19 protein-coding genes and 1 tRNA gene are annotated in these 18,567 nt (G+C 62.6%); 11 read left to right on the top strand and 9 right to left on the bottom strand.

All coding sequences use genetic code 11. From position 1 onward, the window contains the following. Both uvrY and P3C50_RS04405 read right to left on the bottom strand, forming a co-directional pair. The gene (gene uvrY / locus P3C50_RS04410; protein ID WP_024308165.1) at positions 1 to 645 is read right to left on the bottom strand and encodes a UvrY/SirA/GacA family response regulator transcription factor; all 645 of its coding nucleotides are present in this window, start codon (positions 643 to 645) and stop codon (positions 1 to 3) included. 163 nt (positions 646 to 808) lie between these two features. Further along, a tRNA-Ser gene (locus P3C50_RS04405) sits at positions 809 to 896 on the bottom strand. A 163-nt stretch (positions 897 to 1,059) separates the two neighbouring features. On the opposite strand from P3C50_RS04405, the gene P3C50_RS04400 reads away from it, so the two are divergent. From P3C50_RS04400 to P3C50_RS04370, 7 genes are all read left to right on the top strand, one after another. Beyond that, positions 1,060 to 1,728, top strand: a complete 669-nt coding sequence (locus P3C50_RS04400) for a Bax inhibitor-1/YccA family protein (RefSeq protein ID WP_197855641.1) — start codon at positions 1,060 to 1,062, stop codon at positions 1,726 to 1,728. A gap of 115 nt (positions 1,729 to 1,843) precedes the next feature. Beyond that, a complete protein-coding gene (tusD, locus tag P3C50_RS04395; RefSeq protein WP_275545027.1) occupies positions 1,844 to 2,236 on the top strand; it encodes a sulfurtransferase complex subunit TusD in 393 nt (130 codons plus the stop codon). Then, positions 2,237 to 2,596, top strand: a complete 360-nt coding sequence (tusC, locus tag P3C50_RS04390; RefSeq protein ID WP_275545026.1) for a sulfurtransferase complex subunit TusC — start codon at positions 2,237 to 2,239, stop codon at positions 2,594 to 2,596. It abuts the gene before it with no gap. Then, a complete protein-coding gene (gene tusB / locus P3C50_RS04385; RefSeq protein ID WP_275545025.1) occupies positions 2,596 to 2,895 on the top strand; it encodes a sulfurtransferase complex subunit TusB in 300 nt (99 codons plus the stop codon). Before tusC ends, tusB begins: the two co-directional genes overlap by 1 nt. Further along, positions 2,892 to 3,227, top strand: coding sequence for a TusE/DsrC/DsvC family sulfur relay protein (locus tag P3C50_RS04380; RefSeq protein WP_275545024.1), 336 nt, complete (start codon positions 2,892 to 2,894; stop codon positions 3,225 to 3,227). Before tusB ends, P3C50_RS04380 begins: the two co-directional genes overlap by 4 nt. Then, positions 3,224 to 4,207, top strand: coding sequence for a glycosyl transferase family protein (locus tag P3C50_RS04375; RefSeq protein WP_275545023.1), 984 nt, complete (start codon positions 3,224 to 3,226; stop codon positions 4,205 to 4,207). Before P3C50_RS04380 ends, P3C50_RS04375 begins: the two co-directional genes overlap by 4 nt. Before the next feature lie 85 nt (positions 4,208 to 4,292). Continuing rightward, positions 4,293 to 5,294 carry a glutathione S-transferase family protein gene (locus tag P3C50_RS04370; RefSeq protein WP_275545022.1) on the top strand — a complete coding sequence of 334 codons (1,002 nt, stop codon included), beginning with the start codon at positions 4,293 to 4,295 and terminating at the stop codon, positions 5,292 to 5,294. A gap of 87 nt (positions 5,295 to 5,381) precedes the next feature. On the opposite strand, the gene cysG is transcribed toward P3C50_RS04370, so the two are convergent. From cysG to ftsK, 6 genes are all read right to left on the bottom strand, one after another. After that, positions 5,382 to 6,770 (bottom strand): siroheme synthase CysG, encoded by a 1,389-nt coding sequence (gene cysG / locus P3C50_RS04365; protein ID WP_275545021.1) that lies wholly within the window; start codon positions 6,768 to 6,770, stop codon positions 5,382 to 5,384. Between the two features lie 169 nt (positions 6,771 to 6,939). Continuing rightward, on the bottom strand, positions 6,940 to 8,220 hold the full coding sequence (serS, locus tag P3C50_RS04360) for a serine--tRNA ligase (protein WP_275545020.1): 1,281 nt from the start codon (positions 8,218 to 8,220) through the stop codon (positions 6,940 to 6,942). Positions 8,221 to 8,343: 123 nt separating this feature from the next. Further along, complete coding sequence (gene crcB / locus P3C50_RS04355; protein WP_275545019.1) at positions 8,344 to 8,724, bottom strand: fluoride efflux transporter CrcB; 381 nt, start codon at positions 8,722 to 8,724, stop codon at positions 8,344 to 8,346. Then, positions 8,721 to 10,046 carry a replication-associated recombination protein A gene (locus P3C50_RS04350; RefSeq protein ID WP_275545018.1) on the bottom strand — a complete coding sequence of 442 codons (1,326 nt, stop codon included), beginning with the start codon at positions 10,044 to 10,046 and terminating at the stop codon, positions 8,721 to 8,723. Before P3C50_RS04350 ends, crcB begins: the two co-directional genes overlap by 4 nt. A gap of 3 nt (positions 10,047 to 10,049) precedes the next feature. Continuing rightward, positions 10,050 to 10,676: an outer membrane lipoprotein chaperone LolA gene (lolA, locus tag P3C50_RS04345; protein ID WP_275545017.1), complete on the bottom strand. Its 627-nt coding sequence runs from the start codon at positions 10,674 to 10,676 to the stop codon at positions 10,050 to 10,052. Positions 10,677 to 10,791: 115 nt separating this feature from the next. Next, a complete protein-coding gene (gene ftsK, locus P3C50_RS04340; RefSeq protein ID WP_275545016.1) occupies positions 10,792 to 13,197 on the bottom strand; it encodes a DNA translocase FtsK in 2,406 nt (801 codons plus the stop codon). A 194-nt stretch (positions 13,198 to 13,391) separates the two neighbouring features. Here ftsK and trxB point away from each other — a divergent pair, with 194 nt between their 5' ends. The 4 genes from trxB to infA all read left to right on the top strand — a co-directional run bounded on the left by trxB (position 13,392) and on the right by infA (position 16,190). Then, positions 13,392 to 14,342, top strand: a complete 951-nt coding sequence (trxB, locus tag P3C50_RS04335; protein ID WP_275545015.1) for a thioredoxin-disulfide reductase — start codon at positions 13,392 to 13,394, stop codon at positions 14,340 to 14,342. A gap of 50 nt (positions 14,343 to 14,392) precedes the next feature. Then, the gene (gene aat, locus P3C50_RS04330; protein ID WP_275545014.1) at positions 14,393 to 15,073 is read left to right on the top strand and encodes a leucyl/phenylalanyl-tRNA--protein transferase; all 681 of its coding nucleotides are present in this window, start codon (positions 14,393 to 14,395) and stop codon (positions 15,071 to 15,073) included. Between the two features lie 53 nt (positions 15,074 to 15,126). Then, positions 15,127 to 15,834 (top strand): arginyltransferase, encoded by a 708-nt coding sequence (locus P3C50_RS04325; protein ID WP_275545013.1) that lies wholly within the window; start codon positions 15,127 to 15,129, stop codon positions 15,832 to 15,834. A gap of 137 nt (positions 15,835 to 15,971) precedes the next feature. After that, positions 15,972 to 16,190 (top strand): translation initiation factor IF-1, encoded by a 219-nt coding sequence (infA, locus tag P3C50_RS04320; RefSeq protein WP_002553999.1) that lies wholly within the window; start codon positions 15,972 to 15,974, stop codon positions 16,188 to 16,190. Positions 16,191 to 16,279: 89 nt separating this feature from the next. On the opposite strand, the gene clpA is transcribed toward infA, so the two are convergent. Further along, on the bottom strand, positions 16,280 to 18,550 hold the full coding sequence (gene clpA, locus P3C50_RS04315; protein WP_275545012.1) for an ATP-dependent Clp protease ATP-binding subunit ClpA: 2,271 nt from the start codon (positions 18,548 to 18,550) through the stop codon (positions 16,280 to 16,282). Positions 18,551 to 18,567: the final 17 nt, after the last annotated feature.

Genomic DNA, 18,567 nt, shown 5'->3' with positions numbered 1-18,567 from the left:
TCAGCTGACGGCGTCGACCATGCCGTGGCGTACCGCAAGCAGGGCCAGCTCGACGTCGCTGGTAATGGAGAGCTTCTCGAAGATGCGGTAACGGTAGGTGTTGACCGTCTTCGGCGACAGGCACAGCTTGTCCGAGATGTTCTGCACCTTGTGGCAGTTGGCGATCATCAGTGCGATCTGGATTTCGCGCTCGGACAGAAGATCGAACGGCGAGCCGCTGGTTTGCGGCTGGAAGGATTTCAGCGCCAGTTGCTGGGCGATCTGCGGGTCGATGTAGCGCTGGCCGGCGAACACCAGGCGAATGGCCTGCACCATTTCATCCAGCGCGGCGCCCTTGGTCAGGTAACCGGCGGCGCCAGCCTGCAACAGGCGAGTCGGGAATGGATCTTCCTCGCACACGGTGACCGCGACGACCTTGATATCGGGGTGGCTGCGCATCAGTTTGCGAGTGGCTTCCAGGCCGCCGATGCCAGGCATCTTGACGTCCATCAGGACCACATCGGGCTTGAGTTCGCGAACCTTGAGAAGGGCCTCTTCGCCGGTGCAGGCTTCGCCCACCACTTGCAGACCATCGATATCGGCCAGCATGCGGGTGATGCCCGTGCGAACCAGATCGTGATCGTCGACTACCAGGACCCTAATCAATCGCCACCTCGTTGCACCTTGTCAGCCACCGTGCAACGACGGTGAGGTTGAACTTGCCGGCCACCTTAGCAAAAAGCCAGGCACTGACCTAGCTTGGCGCACAGCAGTCAAAAAGCAAGCGCCAGATTAGGATCAGAAATCGCGTCAAGGCAATAGGGAGAATTGGCGGAAGCGGTGAGATTCGAACTCACGGATAGTTGCCCATCGACGGTTTTCAAGACCGTTGCCTTAAACCACTCGGCCACGCTTCCAAACGCTGAGCAGGGAGGATGAGATTTCAACCTCCGCTGCAGTGCGGGCGGCAATCTTACCGGAACGCAACACACTGTCAAACTCTCTGTCTTGGCACTTGGATTGGCTCTGTTATGATCCGGGCATTCGATTATCGGATCCTCGTGCCACAGGAGCGTCGCCATGCAAGAGCGAGACTACGTACTGAACCATTCGCAGGCCGACCAGCTGGAAGTCAGCAAGGTCTTGCGCAACACTTACGGCCTGCTGGCCATCACCCTGGCTTTCAGCGGCCTGGTCGCCTTCCTCAGCCAGCGCGCCAATGTGCCCTACCCGAACTTCTTCGTGGTACTGATCGGCTTCTATGGCCTGTTCTTCCTCACCTACAAGCTGCGTGACTCGGCCTGGGGCCTGGTTTCCACCCTCGCCCTGACCGGCTTCATGGGCTACACCCTCGGACCGATCCTCAACCGCTACCTGGGCATGGCCAACGGTGCCGAGGTGATCAGCTCGGCGTTCTCCATGACCGCGCTGGTGTTCTTCGGCCTGTCCGCGTACGTGCTGACCACCCGCAAGGACATGAGCTTCCTCAGCGGCTTCATCACCGCCGGTTTCTTCGTCCTGCTCGCCGCCGTACTGGCCAGCTTCTTCTTCCAGATCAGCGGTCTGCAACTGGCGATCAGCGCCGGCTTCGTGCTCTTCTCCTCGGTCTGCATCCTGTTCCAGACCAGCGCCATCATTCATGGCGGTGAGCGTAACTACATCATGGCCACCATTAGCCTGTACGTGTCGATCTACAACCTGTTCATCAGTCTGCTGCAGATCTTCGGTATCATGGGCGGCGACGACTGATCACGGTTCGTCCCCCTTGGAGCCCGCTTCGGCGGGCTTTTTCTTGCGCGTGATTCTTTGTTTGCCGGGCACCCTGGCCTTATCATTGCCGCAGTTTTGCCTCGCCGGACACTCCATGAAGTTTGCCATCGCCCTGTTCGCCGCTCCTCACCAGCCTGCCTCGCGGCGCGCGCTGCGCTTTGCCCAGGCAGCGTTGGCTGGCGGCCACGAGATCGTTCGCCTGTTCTTCTATCAGGACGGCGTGCACAGCGCCGCCAGCAATGTCGTGACCCCGCAGGATGAGCTGGACCTGCCCCGAGATTGGCGCGAGTTCGTCTCGAGCAACGGGTTGGACGCCGTGGTGTGTATCGCCGCGGCACTGCGGCGCGGCGTGCTGAACGCTGAAGAGGCGCAGCGCTATGCGCGCCCGGCAGCCAATCTGCAAGCGCCCTGGGAGCTTTCCGGCCTCGGCCAGTTACACGAAGCGGCGCAGCAGGCCGACCGACTGATCTGCTTCGGAGGCAACTGAATGAACAAGTCGCTGCTGATCATCAGCCGCCAGGCGCCCTGGAGCGGCCCTGGCGCGCGCGAGGCGCTGGACATCGCGCTGGCTGGCGGTGCCTTCGATCTGCCCATTGGCATGCTGTTTCTCGATGACGGCGTCTTTCAGCTCAACGCCGGGCAGCAGCCTGGCCAGTTGCAGCAGAAAGATCTCGGCGCCAACCTCCAGGCCCTGCCCATGTTCGGCGTAGAGAGCCTGTACGCCAGCCAGCGCAGCCTCGTCGAACGCGGCCTTGGCGACGCCGAATTGAACCTGCCGGTAGAGCGCCTCGACGACGGCGCCCTGACCGCCCTCCTCGATCGTTACGACCAGGTGATCACCCTCTGATGGCCACCCTGCACATCCTTTCCCATTCGCCTTTTGCCGACAGCCGCCTTGCCAGTTGCCTGCGCCTGCTGGGCGGCGCCGACGCGCTGCTGCTCAGCGGCGATGCGGTATACGCGCTGCAACCCGGCACCGCCAACCTGCAAGCGCTGCAGCTGATGCCCGCCAGCGTCATGCTCTACGCGCTGGAAGAAGACCTTGCTGTGCGCGGCCTGCAATCGCCCGAGCGCGTGCAGGTCGTGGATTACCCGGCATTCGTCGAGCTCTGCACCCGCTACGCCAAGGTCAACAGCTGGTTATGAACAGCTTGAACGTCGGCGGACGTGATATCGCCCTGGACAAGGATGGCTACCTGGTCGAGCGACAGGACTGGTCGCGCCCCGTTGCCGAAGCGCTGGCCGCTGCAGAAGAACTGCAACTGACCAATGAGCACTGGGAAATTCTCGACCTGCTGCGCGCCTTCTACGATGAGTTCCAGTTGTCGCCGGCCAACCGCCCGCTGATCAAATACGTGGCGCTCAAGCTCGGCCCCGACAAGGGCAACAGCCTGCACCTCAACCGCCTGTTCAAGGGCACGCCCGCCAAACTCGCCGCCAAGCTCGCCGGCCTGCCGAAACCGACCAATTGCCTATGAACCTGATCACGCCCGAAGAACACCCTTTCGCCCAGTTCGTGCGCACGCTTGGCAAGGGCAAGCGCGGTGCACGCGGCCTGACTCGCGAGGAAGCCCGCGAAGCCATGGGCATGCTGCTCGACGGCAAGGTCGAGGACACTCAACTCGGCGCCTTCCTGATGCTGCTGCGGCACAAGGAAGAAAGCGCCGAGGAGCTTGCCGGTTTCACCGAAGCCATCCGCCCACGACTGGCCGCGCCCGCCATCCAGGTCGACCTGGACTGGCCCAGCTACGCCGGCAAGAAGCGTCACCTGCCCTGGTATTTGCTGGCGGCCAAGGCGTTGGCCGCCAGCGGCGTGCGCATCTTCATGCACGGCGGCGGCGCGCATACCGCCGGGCGCCTGTATACCGAGCAGCTGCTGGCAATGCTGGATATCCCCTGCTGCCGTGACTGGCAAAGCGTGGCAGTCGCGCTCGACCAACACGGCCTGGCCTACAGTTACCTGGGTGACTGGATGCCAGCGCTGCAGCGCATGATCGACTTGCGCAACACCCTCGGCCTGCGCTCGCCGATTCACTCCCTGGCGCGCATCATCAACCCGCTCGGTGCCAGCTGCGGACTGCAGAGCATCTTTCACCCCGGCTACCAGGCCGTGCACCGCGAGGCCAGTCGACTGCTGGGCGACGAGGCCATCGTGATCAAGGGCGAAGGTGGCGAGATCGAGGTCAATCCGGACGTGGCCTGCCATCTGTACGGCACGTGTAACGGCGCGGACTGGGACGAGGAATGGCCAGCGCTCTCGGCACAGCGCCACGTCAAGCCCGAGCGGCTCGATCCGGACGTACTGGGCGCGTTCTGGCGGGGCGAGCAAGAGGACGCCTACGGCCACCTGGCCGTGATCGCCACCATGGCCACCGCACTACGTGGGCTGGGCATGGCCCGCGATGAGGCTTTCCAGCAAGCGCAGCAACGCTGGGATACACGCTTTCAATCTAACTGATCGATCTTTTCAGCCAGATTTTTCCACCTTTCAATCAACTTCATAACGCTAGACTTGAGGTTCATTCAGAACGGAGGCAAGCGTTATGGGCTTGTTGATCGATGGACGCTGGCATGACCAGTGGTACAACACCGGCAACAGTGGCCGCTTCCAGCGCGAAAGCGCGCAACGCCGCAACTGGGTAACCGCAGACGGCAGCCCTGGCCCCAGTGGCAACGGCGGCTTCAAGGCCGAAGCGGGCCGCTATCACCTTTACGTTTCGCTGGCGTGCCCTTGGGCGCACCGCACGCTGATCCTGCGCAAACTCAAAGGCCTGGAATCGCTGATCGACGTCTCGGTGGTCAGCTGGCTGATGCGCGAGCATGGCTGGACCTTCGACCGTGAAACCGGCTCCAGCGGTGACCACCTCGACAACCTGAGTTACATGCACCAGCGCTACACGACCGACGACCGCAACTACACCGGCCGCGTGACCGTACCTGCGCTGTGGGACAAACAGAGCGGCGGCATCGTCAGCAACGAATCAGCGGAGATCATCCGCATGTTCAACAGCGCATTCGACGGCCTGACCGGCAATAACCTGGACTTCTACCCCGAGCCGCTGCGCGAACGTATCGACCAGCTCAACGAGCGCATCTACCCGGCGGTGAACAATGGCGTCTACCGCGCCGGTTTCGCCACCACTCAGGAAGCCTACGAAGAAGCCTTCGACGAGCTGTTCGCCATGCTCGACGAACTGGAATCACTGCTCGATGAGAATCGCTACCTGGCAGGCGAGTACCTGACCGAAGCGGACATTCGTCTGTTCACCACGGTGATTCGCTTCGATGCCGTCTATCACGGGCACTTCAAGTGCAACCTGCGGCGCATCGAGGATTACCCGAACCTTTCCAACTGGCTGCGCGAGCTGTATCAGTGGCCGGGTATCGCCGAGACGGTGGACTTCACTCATATCAAGTCGCACTACTACGCCAGCCACGCCACCATCAACCCGACCGGGATCATTCCCAAGGGGCCGCTGCAGGACTTCACGCGTGCGCATGATCGCCAGCGTCTGCCCGGCAAAGGTGTGTGGCAAGAAAGCTGAGAGCTAGGTCGTAGGGTGGATGACGCTTTTTCATCCACCGATGCCCAGCCGCGGTGGATCGATGAAGCGCGATCCACCGTACCTGCGTCAGATGCCGCCCTGGGCGCCTTCGAACCAGGCCAGCTTGTCCCGCAGGGTGACCACTTCCCCGACGATCACCAGGGTGGGCGCGTGCACTTCATGCTCGCCCACCAGCTCCGGCAAGGTTTCCAGCGTGCCGGTGAAGACCCGCTGATTCTGCGTGGTGCCCTGCTGCACCAATGCCGCCGGCGTTGCTCCTGAGCGGCCATGCGCGATCAGTTGCTCGCAGATACCCGGCAACCCTACCAACCCCATGTAGAACACCAGCGTCTGGCCGGGCGCCACCAGATCCTTCCAGGGCAGGTTGCTGCTGCCGTCTTTCAGGTGACCGGTCACGAAACGCACCGACTGCGCGTGATCGCGATGAGTCAGCGGAATACCGGCGTAGGCCGCACAGCCAGACGCAGCGGTGATACCTGGCACGACCTGGAAAGGAATGCCCTCCACTGCCAGCTGCTCGATCTCCTCGCCGCCACGGCCGAAGATGAATGGATCGCCGCCCTTCAGGCGCAGCACGCGCTTGCCCTGGTGTGCCAGATCGATGAGTAGCTGGTTGATCTGCTCCTGTGGAACAGCGTGATCGGCGCGGCGCTTGCCGACATAGATACGCTCGGCATCGCGCCGGCACAGCTCGATGATCGCAGGCGCCACCAGGCGGTCGTAGAGCACCACATCGGCCTGCTGCATCAGACGCAGGGCACGGAAGGTCAGCAGGTCGGGATCGCCCGGGCCAGCGCCGACCAGATAGACCTCGCCCAGCGCACGTGGCGCCGCACCGGCCAGACGTTCCTCCAGCAGACGCTCGCCCTCTTCCGGCTTACCGGCAAACACGCTCTCGGCGATCTGCCCCTGGAAGACGTCCTCCCAGAACACCCGGCGCTGCTGCACATCGGGAAACAGTTGCTTGACCCGCTCGCGAAAGCGTTTGCCCAGGTTGGCCAGTTGGCCATAGGTGGCGGGAATCCAGGTTTCGATCTTGGCGCGGATCAGCCTGGCCAACACCGGCGCATCGCCGCCGCTGCTGACCGCGACGATCAGCGGCGAGCGGTCGACAATGGCCGGGAAGATCACGCTGCACAGCGCCGGCGCGTCCACCACATTGACCGGAATGCCCAGCGTCTGGGCCTCGGCAGAAATCTGCGCGTTGAGCGGTACGTCATCGGTGGCGGCGATGACCAGAGAGATGCCTTGTAGATCGCTGCTCGCATAGCCGCGCAGAAAACAGCCCTCGGCCCCGGCCAGCTCCTGAAGCTCGCTACGAATCTCGGGCGCCACGACGCGCAGACGTGCTCCGGCATCGCTCAGCAGGCGTGCCTTGCGCAGTGCGACCTCGCCACCGCCGATCACCAGTACCGGGCGATCCTGCAGCTTGTGGAACAGCGGAAGGAATTGCATGAGTCGTGCCTCGTAAGCGGAAGGTGAGCGGCAGGAACGCAAGGTGTGCCGTGCGCGCCACTGATGGACGCCGGTCCCGGGCGCGCCGTAATTACGGTGCCCATCGCCAGCCTGCCGCCCAAAAAACGAGGCGGCTACTGCCACCCCGTATCGTGCAAAACGATCAGGCTTAGCCGATCACCTCGATGCCGCCCATGTAAGGCTTGAGCACCTCGGGCACGCGGATGCTGCCGTCAGCCTGCTGGTAGTTCTCCAGCACTGCCACCAGGGTGCGACCAACTGCCAGACCGGAACCGTTGAGGGTGTGTACCAGCTCCGGCTTGCCGGTTTCCGGGTTGCGGTAACGTGCCTGCATGCGGCGCGCCTGGAAGTCGCCGCAATTGGAGCAGGAGGAAATCTCGCGGTACTTGTCCTGGCTCGGCACCCAGACTTCCAGGTCGTAGGTTTTCACCGCAGAGAAACCCATGTCGCCGGTGCACAGCGCCAACTTGCGATACGGCAATTCCAGCAGTTGCAGCACGCGCTCGGCGTTGGCGGTCATGCCTTCCAGCGCTTCGAACGACTTGGACGGCTCGACGATCTGCACCATCTCCACCTTGTCGAACTGGTGCTGGCGGATCATGCCGCGGGTATCGCGGCCGGAAGCGCCGGCTTCACTGCGGAAGCACGGCGTGTGCGCGACGAACTTCAATGGCAGCTGTTTGGCATCGAGAATCTCGCCGGCGACGATGTTGGTCAGCGAAACTTCGGCAGTCGGGATCAGGTACAGATCGGCCTGGTCTTCACGACGGATCTTGAACAAGTCTTCCTCGAATTTCGGCAGCTGGCCGGTGCCCTGCAGTGCCGGGGCCTGCACCAGATAAGGGGTGTAAGCCTCTTCGTAGCCGTGATCACCGGTGTGCAGGTTGATCATGAATTGCGCCAGGGCGCGGTGCAGGCGCGCGATGGGGCCGCGCAGCAGAGCGAAACGTGCGCCGGACAGCTTGGCGGCGGTTTCGAAGTCCAGCCAGCCGTGCTGTTCGCCGAGGGCGACATGATCCTTGACCTCGAAATCGAAGGTGCGCGGCGTGCCCCAGCGCGCTACCTCGACGTTGCCGTCTTCGTCGGCACCGACCGGCACGGAGTCGTGCGGCAGGTTGGGGATGTTCAGCAGCAGGTTGTCCAGCTCGCTCTGGATGGCGTCCAGCTCACGCTTACCGGCTTCCAGGTCGCTACCCATCTGATCGACTTCCGCCAGCAGCGGCGCGATGTCTTCTCCGCGCGCCTTGGCCTGACCGATGGACTTGGAACGGCTGTTGCGCTCGGCCTGCAGTTGCTCGGTGCGCACCTGCACCGACTTGCGCTGACTCTCCAGGGCCTCGAAGCGAGCGACGTCGAGGGCGAAGCCGCGGGTAGCGAGGCGTTCGGCGATTTCGGAGAGTTGCGTGCGGACGAGTTTGGAATCGAGCATGTTCGGGTCTCAAGACAACGGCGAAATGATGATGGCCAGCACTGTGGCGCGGGTTGTGGAGTGTAAAGCCTTAGCAGGCTGTTGAAAAACCACCTGCGCTCTTTTCAACAACCTGCCGGCAGGTCAGGCCGCCAGACGAGCCAGGCTCAAACCAGCCCAGGCCGCCAGCAGGCCGCCGATGATGCTGAACGCCAGGTAGCCGAGCGCTTCGAGCGCGCGCCCACCCTCGATCAGTTTCATGATTTCCAGGCTGAAGGATGAAAAAGTGGTGAAACCGCCGAGCACGCCGGTAATCAACCCGGTGCGCAGCTCCAGTGGCAGCTCGGTACGCGTGAGAAACAGGCCTGACAACAAGCCGATCAACAGGCAACCAATGACGTTGACGGCAAAGGTGCCCAGATAAAAATGCCGCGGCCAATTGGCGGCGACCCAGCTGGAAAGCAGAAACCGCAGCACCGAGCCAGCAGCGCCCCCGGCGGCTACGGCAAGCGCCACGCGAATCATGGCGCTCTCCTTCGCCTCGGGCTTGCGGCATCCAGGTTACGCAAATGCTGCAGCTTGTCGCGAATCTTCAGCTCCAGGCCACGCGGCACGGGGTCGTAGTACTGACGCGACTGCAGGTTCTCGGGGAAGTAATCCTCGCCCGCCGCGTAGGCATCCGGCTCGTCATGGGCATAGCGGTACTCATCGCCATAGCCGAGCTGCTTCATCAGTTTGGTCGGGGCATTGCGCAGGTGCAGCGGAACCTCCTGCGAACCCTGCTCGGCGGCATCACGCATGGCTGCCTTGAAGGCCGTGTAGACCGCATTGCTTTTCGGCGCGCAGGCCAGGTAGACGATGGCCTGGGCCACGGCCAGCTCGCCTTCCGGGCTACCCAGGCGCTCCTGCACGTCCCAGGCATTGAGGCACAGGGTCAGGGCACGCGGATCGGCATTGCCGATATCCTCGCTGGCCATGCGCACCACGCGCCGGGCGATATAGAGGGGATCGCAGCCGCCGTCGAGCATGCGTGCGTACCAGTACAGTGCGCCGTCCGGACTGGAGCCGCGTACCGACTTGTGCAGGGCGGAAATCTGGTCATAGAACGCCTCACCGCCCTTGTCGAAGCGACGGCGGCTGTCGCCCAGCAGATTCTGCAGCAGCTCGACGCCGATCTCGCCATCGTCTTCAGCCAGGTCCGCGGCGTTCTCGAGGAAGTTGAGCAGGCGACGACCATCACCATCGGCGGCAGCCAGAAGAATCTGGAAGGCGTCGTCCGGCAGGCTCAGGTGGCGATCGCCCAAACCTTTCGGATCGCTCAGGGCGCGATTGACCAGCTTGCGCATGGCCGTTTCATCGAGACTCTTGAGCACATAGACGCGCGCGCGCGACAGCAGCGCGTTGTTCAGCTCGAAAGAGGGATTCTCGGTGGTCGCGCCGATGAAAATCAGCGTGCCATCTTCGACGTAAGGCAGGAAGGCGTCCTGCTGGCTCTTGTTGAAGCGATGCACCTCGTCGACGAAGAGAATGGTGCGACGGCCGTACTGCGCGGCATGTTGCTGGGCCACCTCGACAGCCTGACGAATCTCCTTCACGCCGGACAAAACGGCGGAAATGGTCTCGAAATGCGCATCGGTGACCTTGGCCAGCAGCCGCGCCAGGGTGGTTTTGCCTACCCCGGGCGGCCCCCAGAAGATCATCGAGTGCAGGGCGCCCTGCTCCAGCGCCTCACGCAGCGGTTTGCCCGGCCCCAGCACGTGCTCCTGGCCGACGTATTCATCCAGACTGGTAGCACGCAAACGCGCAGCCAGGGGCTGCGCGACGGGTTGGCGACCGAACAGATCCACGCGTTACTCCTGGATGACGTCCGCGCCTTCCGGAATGTCGAAAGTGAACTGGCCGTCATCGACCGGCTCGTTCATCTTCACATTGAGGAACAGGATGTTGGTGCGCTGGCCGATGCTGTCGATCAGCTGCATGTCGTTGAGTACGCGGTTGCGGAACGACAGGCGCAGGCTGTCGAACAGGCTGTCCTTGGCCTTGGGCTTGAGGATGAAGTCGACCACGCTGCCGCCTTCCTTGTAGTCGATCTCGAAGTTCTCGCGAATCTGCGACACATCGCCGGACAGCAACAAGGCCGGGGTGTGGGTCAGGCGCTGGTCGAGGGTCTGGATGGTCACCTGTTCCAGGTCCGGGTCGTACAGCCAGACCTTTTCACCGTTGGACACCAGCAGTTGCTCCATCGGCTGGTCGGTGTGCCAGCGGAACAGGCCAGGGCGCTTGAGCATCAGCTCGCCGGCGGTTTCCTGCAGCTGGGTGCCGCTGGCATCCAGAGTCAGCTGGGAAAAACGGGCATTGATGGTCTGCGCCTGGTTCAGCAGTTCGGTCAGGCGCTTGGTGGCCGCCTCTTCGTCAGCCTGGGCGGTTAGCAGGGTAAAGCTCAGAGCGGCCAGCATCAGCAGGCGAATAACACGCATATAAACCCCTTGAGTCCGTATGAGAATGACGGGGCGGCTCCGCACCCCGTACTGCTCGGCAGCACCTGAGCTGCCGTGAATCCTGTAGACCGCCAATTCGGCGGTTTATCCGCGATCAGTCGCGCGATGAACCAGGCGCGAGCACCTCGCGCGAACCATTGGTATTCATCGAGCTGACCACACCGGCCATTTCCATCGCTTCGATCATGCGCGCGGCGCGGTTGTAGCCGATCTTCAGCTTGCGCTGCACGGCGGAAATGGAGGCGCGGCGGCTTTCCAGCACGAAATTGACGGCCTCGTCGTACAGCGGATCTTCCTCGCTGCCCTCGCCGCCTTCGCCACCGCCGCCTTCGAAGCCGCTGCCGCTCTCCTCGACGCCGGCGAGAATGTCCTCGATGTAATCCGGCGCACCGCGCTGCTTCCACGCCTCGACCACGCGATGCACCTCGTCATCGGAGACGAAGGCGCCGTGCACGCGGATCGGCAGGCCGGTGCCGGGCGGCAGATAGAGCATGTCGCCGTGACCAAGCAACTGTTCGGCGCCACCCTGATCGAGAATGGTGCGCGAGTCGATCTTGCTCGATACCTGGAAGGCCATGCGGGTCGGGATGTTGGCCTTGATCAGGCCGGTGATCACATCGACCGACGGACGCTGGGTGGCGAGAATCAGGTGGATACCGGCGGCACGGGCCTTCTGCGCAATACGCGCGATCAGCTCTTCGACCTTCTTGCCGACGATCATCATCATGTCGGCGAATTCGTCCACGACCACCACGATGGTCGGCAGCGTTTTCAAATGCGGCGGCTCGTCTTCCATCGACTCGCGCTTGTAGAGCGGATCATGCAGCGGCGTGCCGGCCTCGATGGCGTCCTTCACCTTGCGGTTGAAGCCCGCCAGGTTGCGCACGCCCATGGCCGCCATCAGCTTGTAGCGACGCTCCATCTCGGCCACCGACCAGCGCAGGGCGTTGGCCGCCTCCTTCATGTCGGTGACAACCGGACACAGCAGGTGGGGAATGCCTTCGTAGATCGACAGTTCGAGCATCTTCGGGTCGATCATGATCATCCGCGCCTCTTCCGGCGTGGACTTGAACAGCACCGATAGGATCATCGCATTGACGCCCACCGACTTACCGGAGCCGGTGGTACCGGCTACCAGCAGGTGCGGCATCTTGGCTAGGTCGGCGATGACCGGGCGCCCGCCGATATCGTGACCCAGCGCCAGGGTGACCGGCGACTTGGCATCGTCGTACTCGCTCGAAGACAGCACTTCGGAGAAGCGCACGATCTGCCGATCCTCGTTGGGCACCTCGATGCCCACGGTGGTCTTGCCGGGAATCACCTCGACCACGCGCACACTGACCATGGCCATCGAACGCGCCAGATCCTTGGCCAGGTTGGAGATGCGGCTGACCTTGACTCCGGCCGCGGGCTGGATCTCGAAACGGGTAATCACCGGGCCGGGATGCACGGACTCGACCACAACGTCGACACCGAACTCCTTGAGTTTGATCTCCAGCAGGCGCGACATGGCCTCCAGCGACTCGGGCGAAAACTGCTTCTGCTTCTTCTCGGCGACGTCGAGGATGGAAATCGGCGGCAGGCTGCCTTCGACAGCGGTATCGACGAACAGCGGCGCCTGCTTTTCCTTGAGTACCCGTTTGCTCGGCTCGGCCGCTTTCGGCGGCGCGGGCGGGGTGATCACAGGTGCCGGGCGCTTCTCGCGCTCGCTCATGTGCTTGCTCAGCGACTCTTCGCGCTCGATCAGGCGCTCCTTGACCTTGGCCTGCTCGCGACGGTCGGACACCACCGGCGCGGCCACCTCGGTGACCCGTTCATCCAGCTCGCGCAGCTGGATTTTCATCTGCTTGCGCTCGTTGCGGGCGTTCCACCAACCGGTGATGGCACCGTGAATCAGCTCGATCAGATCGAGGGTGATCTTGCCCGTGAGATCCATTACACGGAACCAGGACAGGTCGGTGAATACGGTCAGCCCGAACAGGAACAGCGCCAGGAACAGCAGCGTGCTGCCCTCGATGTTGAGCGCATCCTTCGCCAGCTCACCCAGGCTCGCGCCCAGCATGCCGCCACCGGAGCCTTGCATTCCGGCAGCCGGATCGAAGTGAATGTGGGCCAATACGGCGCCGGAAAGGATCAGGAAAACCAGGCCGATGCTGTGCCAGGAAAACAGCCAGCCATTCCAATGCCAGGGTTGATTGCGGGTGCGGAAGACCTGCCAGGTCTTGGCGGCCAGCAGAAGCGGGAAGATATAGGCGAAGTAACCCAGAGCACCGAACAGCGCACTGGAGAGCCAGGCGCCAATGCTGCCGCCGGCATTGATGATGCGCTCGACCTGTACGCTGTTGTCCCAGGCGGGATCCGACACGTTGTAGGTCAACAGTGCCATCAGCAGATACAGGAACATCGCACCCAGGGCGATCAATGCGCCTTCCTTCAGCCGATACTGAAGTTTCTGGCGCCAATCGGTGATCTGGGTGGTGGGATTCTTCAAAACAGCCATTTCCTGCGCCCCTGGCGCGTCCATCTGATGGTTAACCGCACAAGCGGCCTATTGTAGGGTGAGCATGACGAGTAGGCCAATCAGCGTGCTCCCGCACCTGCCCTGCTTCGGTGTAGCATAGCCGCCAGCAGCTTCCATGCGGCTCAATTGGAGCACGCATTCTCTTTTGTGACAAAGGCTTATGGGGTTTTTTTATGAGCGAAGTCAAGCATTCCCGCCTGATCATCCTGGGTTCCGGCCCAGCCGGTTACAGCGCAGCGGTTTATGCCGCGCGTGCCAACCTCAAACCCGTTGTGATCACCGGCATCCAGCCTGGCGGCCAACTCACCACTACAACCGAAGTGGACAACTGGCCGGGTGACGTCGAAGGCCTCACTGGCCCGGCGCTGATGGAGCGCATGCAAAAGCACGCCGAACGCTTCGACACCGAGATCATCTACGACCACATCCATACCGCCGAGTTGCAGAGCCGCCCCTTCGTACTCAAGGGCGATAGCGGCACCTACAGCTGCGACGCCCTGATCATCGCCACCGGTGCCAGCGCCCAGTACCTCGGCCTGCCATCGGAAGAAGCCTTCGCCGGCAAGGGCGTCTCCGCCTGCGCCACCTGCGACGGCTTCTTCTATCGCAACCAGGTGGTCGCGGTGATCGGCGGCGGCAATACCGCCGTCGAAGAGGCGCTGTATCTCTCGAACATCGCCAAGGAAGTGCACCTGGTACACCGCCGCGACAAGCTGCGTTCGGAGAAGATCCTCCAGGACAAGCTGTTCGACAAGGTCGAGAACGGCAACATGCGCCTGCACTGGAACCACACCCTGGATGAAGTGCTCGGCGACCAGAGCGGCGTGACCGGCGTACGCCTGAAAAGCACCCTCGATGGCAGCAGCAAGGAGCTGGATCTGGCCGGCGTATTCATCGCCATCGGCCACAAACCCAACACCGAGCTGTTCGTCGGCCAACTGGACATGCATGACGGCTACCTGAAGATCAAGGGCGGCAGCGAAGGCAATGCGACCGCCACCAGCATCGAGGGCGTATTCGCCGCCGGCGACGTGGCTGACCACGTCTACCGCCAGGCCATCACCTCGGCTGGCGCTGGCTGCATGGCCGCACTGGACGTCGAAAAGTTCCTCGAAGACCATTGATGCCAGGAGGGCGGACGACGTCCGCCCTCCCCTCCTCCGGGCTCTGACGCATGCTGACCTGGCTGCAACGCGATTCACTGGATTTCCCTCCCCTGGCCAAAGCCATGCACGAGCCGAATGGCCTGCTCGCCGCTGGCGGCGACCTGAGTGCAGACCGCCTGGTCAGTGCCTACCGCCACGGCTGCTTCCCCTGGTTCCAGGACGGGCAGCCGATTCTCTGGTGGTCGCCGGATCCGCGCACCGTTCTCTTTCCCGATGAGCTGCACGTCTCCCGCAGCCTGGCCAAACTGCTGCGCCAGCAGCGCTACCGCGTCACCTTCGATCAGGATTTCGCCGCCGTCATCGCCGCCTGCGCCGAGCCCCGCGCTTACGCCGACGGCACCTGGATCACCCGCGGCATGCAGGAGGCCTATCTGCAGCTGCATGAACGCGGCATCGCTCATTCAGTCGAGGTCTGGCTGGAAGACGAGCTGGTCGGCGGCCTTTATGGCCTGGCCATGGGCCAGCTATTCTTCGGCGAGTCCATGTTCAGCCGCGCCGACAACGCGTCCAAGGTCGGCTTCGCTACGCTCGTCGGCAAGCTGCGGCAATGGGATTTCGTACTCATCGACTGCCAGATGCCCACGCAGCACCTGCATAGCTTTGGCGCCAGAGCCATACCGCGCGCTCGTTTCGCCGACTATCTGCAGCGCCATCTCGACCTGCCGAGCCAAGCTGACTGGCTTGCCTAGTCGCGCAGCCAAGCCTGGCTTACACTCTAGGCAGGCTTTTTCGAGATTTCGCCATGACCGAGCTGGCCCGCCTGAAGTTCTACGCCACTCAACCTCATCCTTGCAGCTATCTGCCGGAAGAACAGGCCACCACCCTGTTTCTCGACCCCAGTCAGCCCATGGACGTGCTGGTCTATGCCGAACTGTCAGAGCTGGGCTTTCGCCGTAGCGGCGATCACCTCTACCGCCCGCATTGCCAGCAATGCACCGCCTGCATCCCGGCGCGCATCCCGGCCGCGCGCTTCACGCCCAACCGGCAACAGCGGCGCATCCTCAAGCGCAATGAAGATATTGTCGTTCACTGCGTACGCCCGGCGTTCACCGAGGAGTATTACGATCTCTACGTACGCTATATCGAGCAGCGCCACGCCGACGGCGACATGTACCCGCCCAGCCGTGATCAGTTCTCCACCTTCCTGGTGCGCGACCTGCCCTTTTCACGCTTCTATGAATTCCGCCTGCACGGCCGGCTGGTCGCGATTGCCGTCACCGATCTTCTGCCGAATGGTCTGTCGGCGGTCTATACCTTCTACGACCCTGCCGAAGAGCGCCGCAGCCTGGGTCGTTTCGCCATTCTCTGGCAGATCGGCGAGACCGCACGCCAGGGGCTGGGCGCCGTCTATCTCGGCTACTGGATCAAGAACTGCCGCAAGATGAACTACAAAACCCAGTACCGTCCTATCGAACTTTTCGTCAATCAGCGCTGGACACTGCTGACCTAGCCCCTGGCAACACCGTCCGACCAGCTCGACAATCCAAGCCCCTTGGCGCAGCCCCCTGTTTTCGGGCACAATGCACGCCGCTTTTGCCTGGCGCCAGTTGCACCGGGCCATTTCCTGGATACCGAGGGCTTTACTGCATGTCGAAAGAAGACAGCTTCGAAATGGAAGGCACTGTCGTCGACACCCTGCCCAACACCATGTTCCGCGTGGAGTTGGAAAACGGGCACGTCGTTACCGCGCACATCTCCGGCAAGATGCGCAAGAACTACATCCGCATTCTCACTGGTGACAAGGTGCGCGTTGAGCTGACGCCTTATGACTTGAGCAAGGGTCGCATTACCTACCGCGCCCGTTAAGCCAAGCACCAAACGAAAACGCCCGGCCTATGCCGGGCGTTTTCGTTGGCTCACCGAAAGCCACAGGCTTTCAGTGAGCGACCATTCGATCAGGCGACCTCCGCCGCCGTCTCGAACTCGAAGCTGGGTTCGCCATCCTTGATGTCGACGTGCACCACGCCGCCATGCTCGGCCAGTTCGCCGAAGAGGATTTCCTCTGCCAGCGGACGCTTGATCTTATCCTGGATCAAACGCGCCATCGGTCGTGCGCCCATCATCACATCGTAACCACGTTCGGCCAGCCAGCTGCGCGCCGCGTCGCTGACCTCCAGCGTGACACGCTTGTCTTCCAGCTGCGCCTGCAGTTCGGTAAGGAACTTGTCGACGATGCTCTTGATGACTTCGTGACTCAGGCGACCGAACTGGATGATGGTGTCCAGGCGGTTGCGGAACTCCGGTGTGAAGCTCTTCTTGATGACTTCCATGGCATCGGTGGAGTGATCCTGCTGCGTGAAACCGATCGATGCACGCGACGCGGTTTCCGCACCGGCGTTGGTGGTCATGATCAGGATCACGTTGCGGAAGTCCGCCTTGCGCCCGTTGTTGTCGGTCAGCGTGCCGTGGTCCATCACCTGCAGCAGCAGGTTGAAGACTTCCGGATGCGCCTTCTCTATCTCATCGAGCAGCAGCACGCAGTGCGGCTGCTTGGTGATCGCCTCGGTCAGCAGACCACCCTGATCGAAACCGACATAACCGGGCGGCGCGCCAATCAGGCGAGAGACGGTATGGCGCTCCATGTACTCGGACATGTCGAAGCGCACCAGCTCGATGCCCATGGCCTTGGCCAACTGCCGCGCAGCCTCGGTCTTGCCCACGCCGGTGGGACCGGCGAAGAGGAAGGAACCGACCGGCTTGTCCGGCGCCTTCAGGCCCGCACGCGACAGCTTGATCGCGGTAGCCAGCGAATCGATGGCGGCGTCCTGACCGAACACGGTGAGCTTCAGATCCCGCTCCAGATTACGCAGCAACTCCTTGTCGGAGCTGGAGACGTGCTTCGGCGGAATGCGCGCGATCTTAGCGACGATGTCCTCGACCTGCGCGACATCGATACGCGCCACACGCTTGTCTTCCGGCTGCAGGCGCTGATAGGCGCCGGCCTCGTCGATCACGTCGATGGCCTTGTCCGGCATGTGCCGGTCATTGATGTAACGCGCAGCCAGCTCGGCCGCGGCCCGCAGGGCTTCGTCGCTGTACTCGATGTGGTGGTGTTGCTCGAAACGTGCCTTGAGCCCCTTGAGGATGCCGTAGGTATCGTCCACCGACGGCTCGACCACGTCGACCTTCTGGAAGCGCCGAGCCAAAGCGCGGTCCTTCTCGAAGATGCCGCGAAATTCCTGGAAGGTAGTGGAACCGATACAGCGAATCTCGCCAGAGGACAGCATCGGCTTGAGCAGGTTGGACGCATCCATGACCCCGCCCGACGCGGCGCCGGCACCGATGATAGTGTGAATCTCGTCGATGAAGAGGATGGCGTGCGGGCGCTTGCGCAGCTCGTTGAGCAGCGCCTTGAGGCGCTTCTCGAAGTCGCCGCGGTACTTGGTGCCAGCCAGCAGCGCGCCGAGATCAAGCGAATACACGACGCTGTCGGCCAGCAGATCCGGCACCTGCTCGTCGACGATGCGCTTGGCCAGGCCTTCGGCGATGGCAGTCTTGCCGACGCCGGCCTCGCCTACCAGCAGCGGGTTGTTCTTGCGCCGGCGCGCGAGAATCTGCGCGACGCGCTCGACCTCGTGCTCACGCCCGACCAGCGGATCGATACGCCCCTGGCGGGCCAGGTCGTTGAGATTGGTGGCGTAGGCATCCAGCGGATTGCCGGACGCGGAAGACTCGCCGCCCTCCTCATCCTGCATGTCCTGATCGTTTTCATGGTGCTCGCCATGTCCCGGCACCTTGGAGATGCCATGGGCGATGTAGTTGACCACGTCGATACGGGCGACGCTCTGCTGCTTGAGCAGGAACACCGCCTGACTTTCCTGCTCGCTGAAGATCGCCACCAGCACGTTGGCGCCGGTTACTTCTCGCTTGCCGGAACTCTGCACGTGGAACACCGCACGCTGCAGCACACGCTGGAAGCCCAGGGTCGGCTGGGTTTCGCGGTCTTCATCGTGCTGAGGGATCAATGGCGTAGTGGAGTCGATGAACTCCTGCAGATCATGGCGCAGCTTGTCGAGGTTGGCCCCGCAGGCCCTTAAAACGCTGGCCGCCGCCTCGTTATCCAGCAAGGCGAGCAGCAGGTGCTCGACCGTCATGAACTCATGACGCTTGGCACGGGCCTCCTTGAAAGCCAGATTGAGGGTGACTTCGAGCTCTCGATTCAACATAGCTTCACCTCATACCC

The sequence above is a fragment of the Pseudomonas sp. Marseille-Q0931 genome, from assembly GCF_940789645.1.
Lineage (GTDB): Bacteria > Pseudomonadota > Gammaproteobacteria > Pseudomonadales > Pseudomonadaceae > Aquipseudomonas.
The sequence above is the reverse complement of the archived record's forward strand: the minus strand, read 5'-3'. Positions and strand labels throughout refer to the sequence as shown.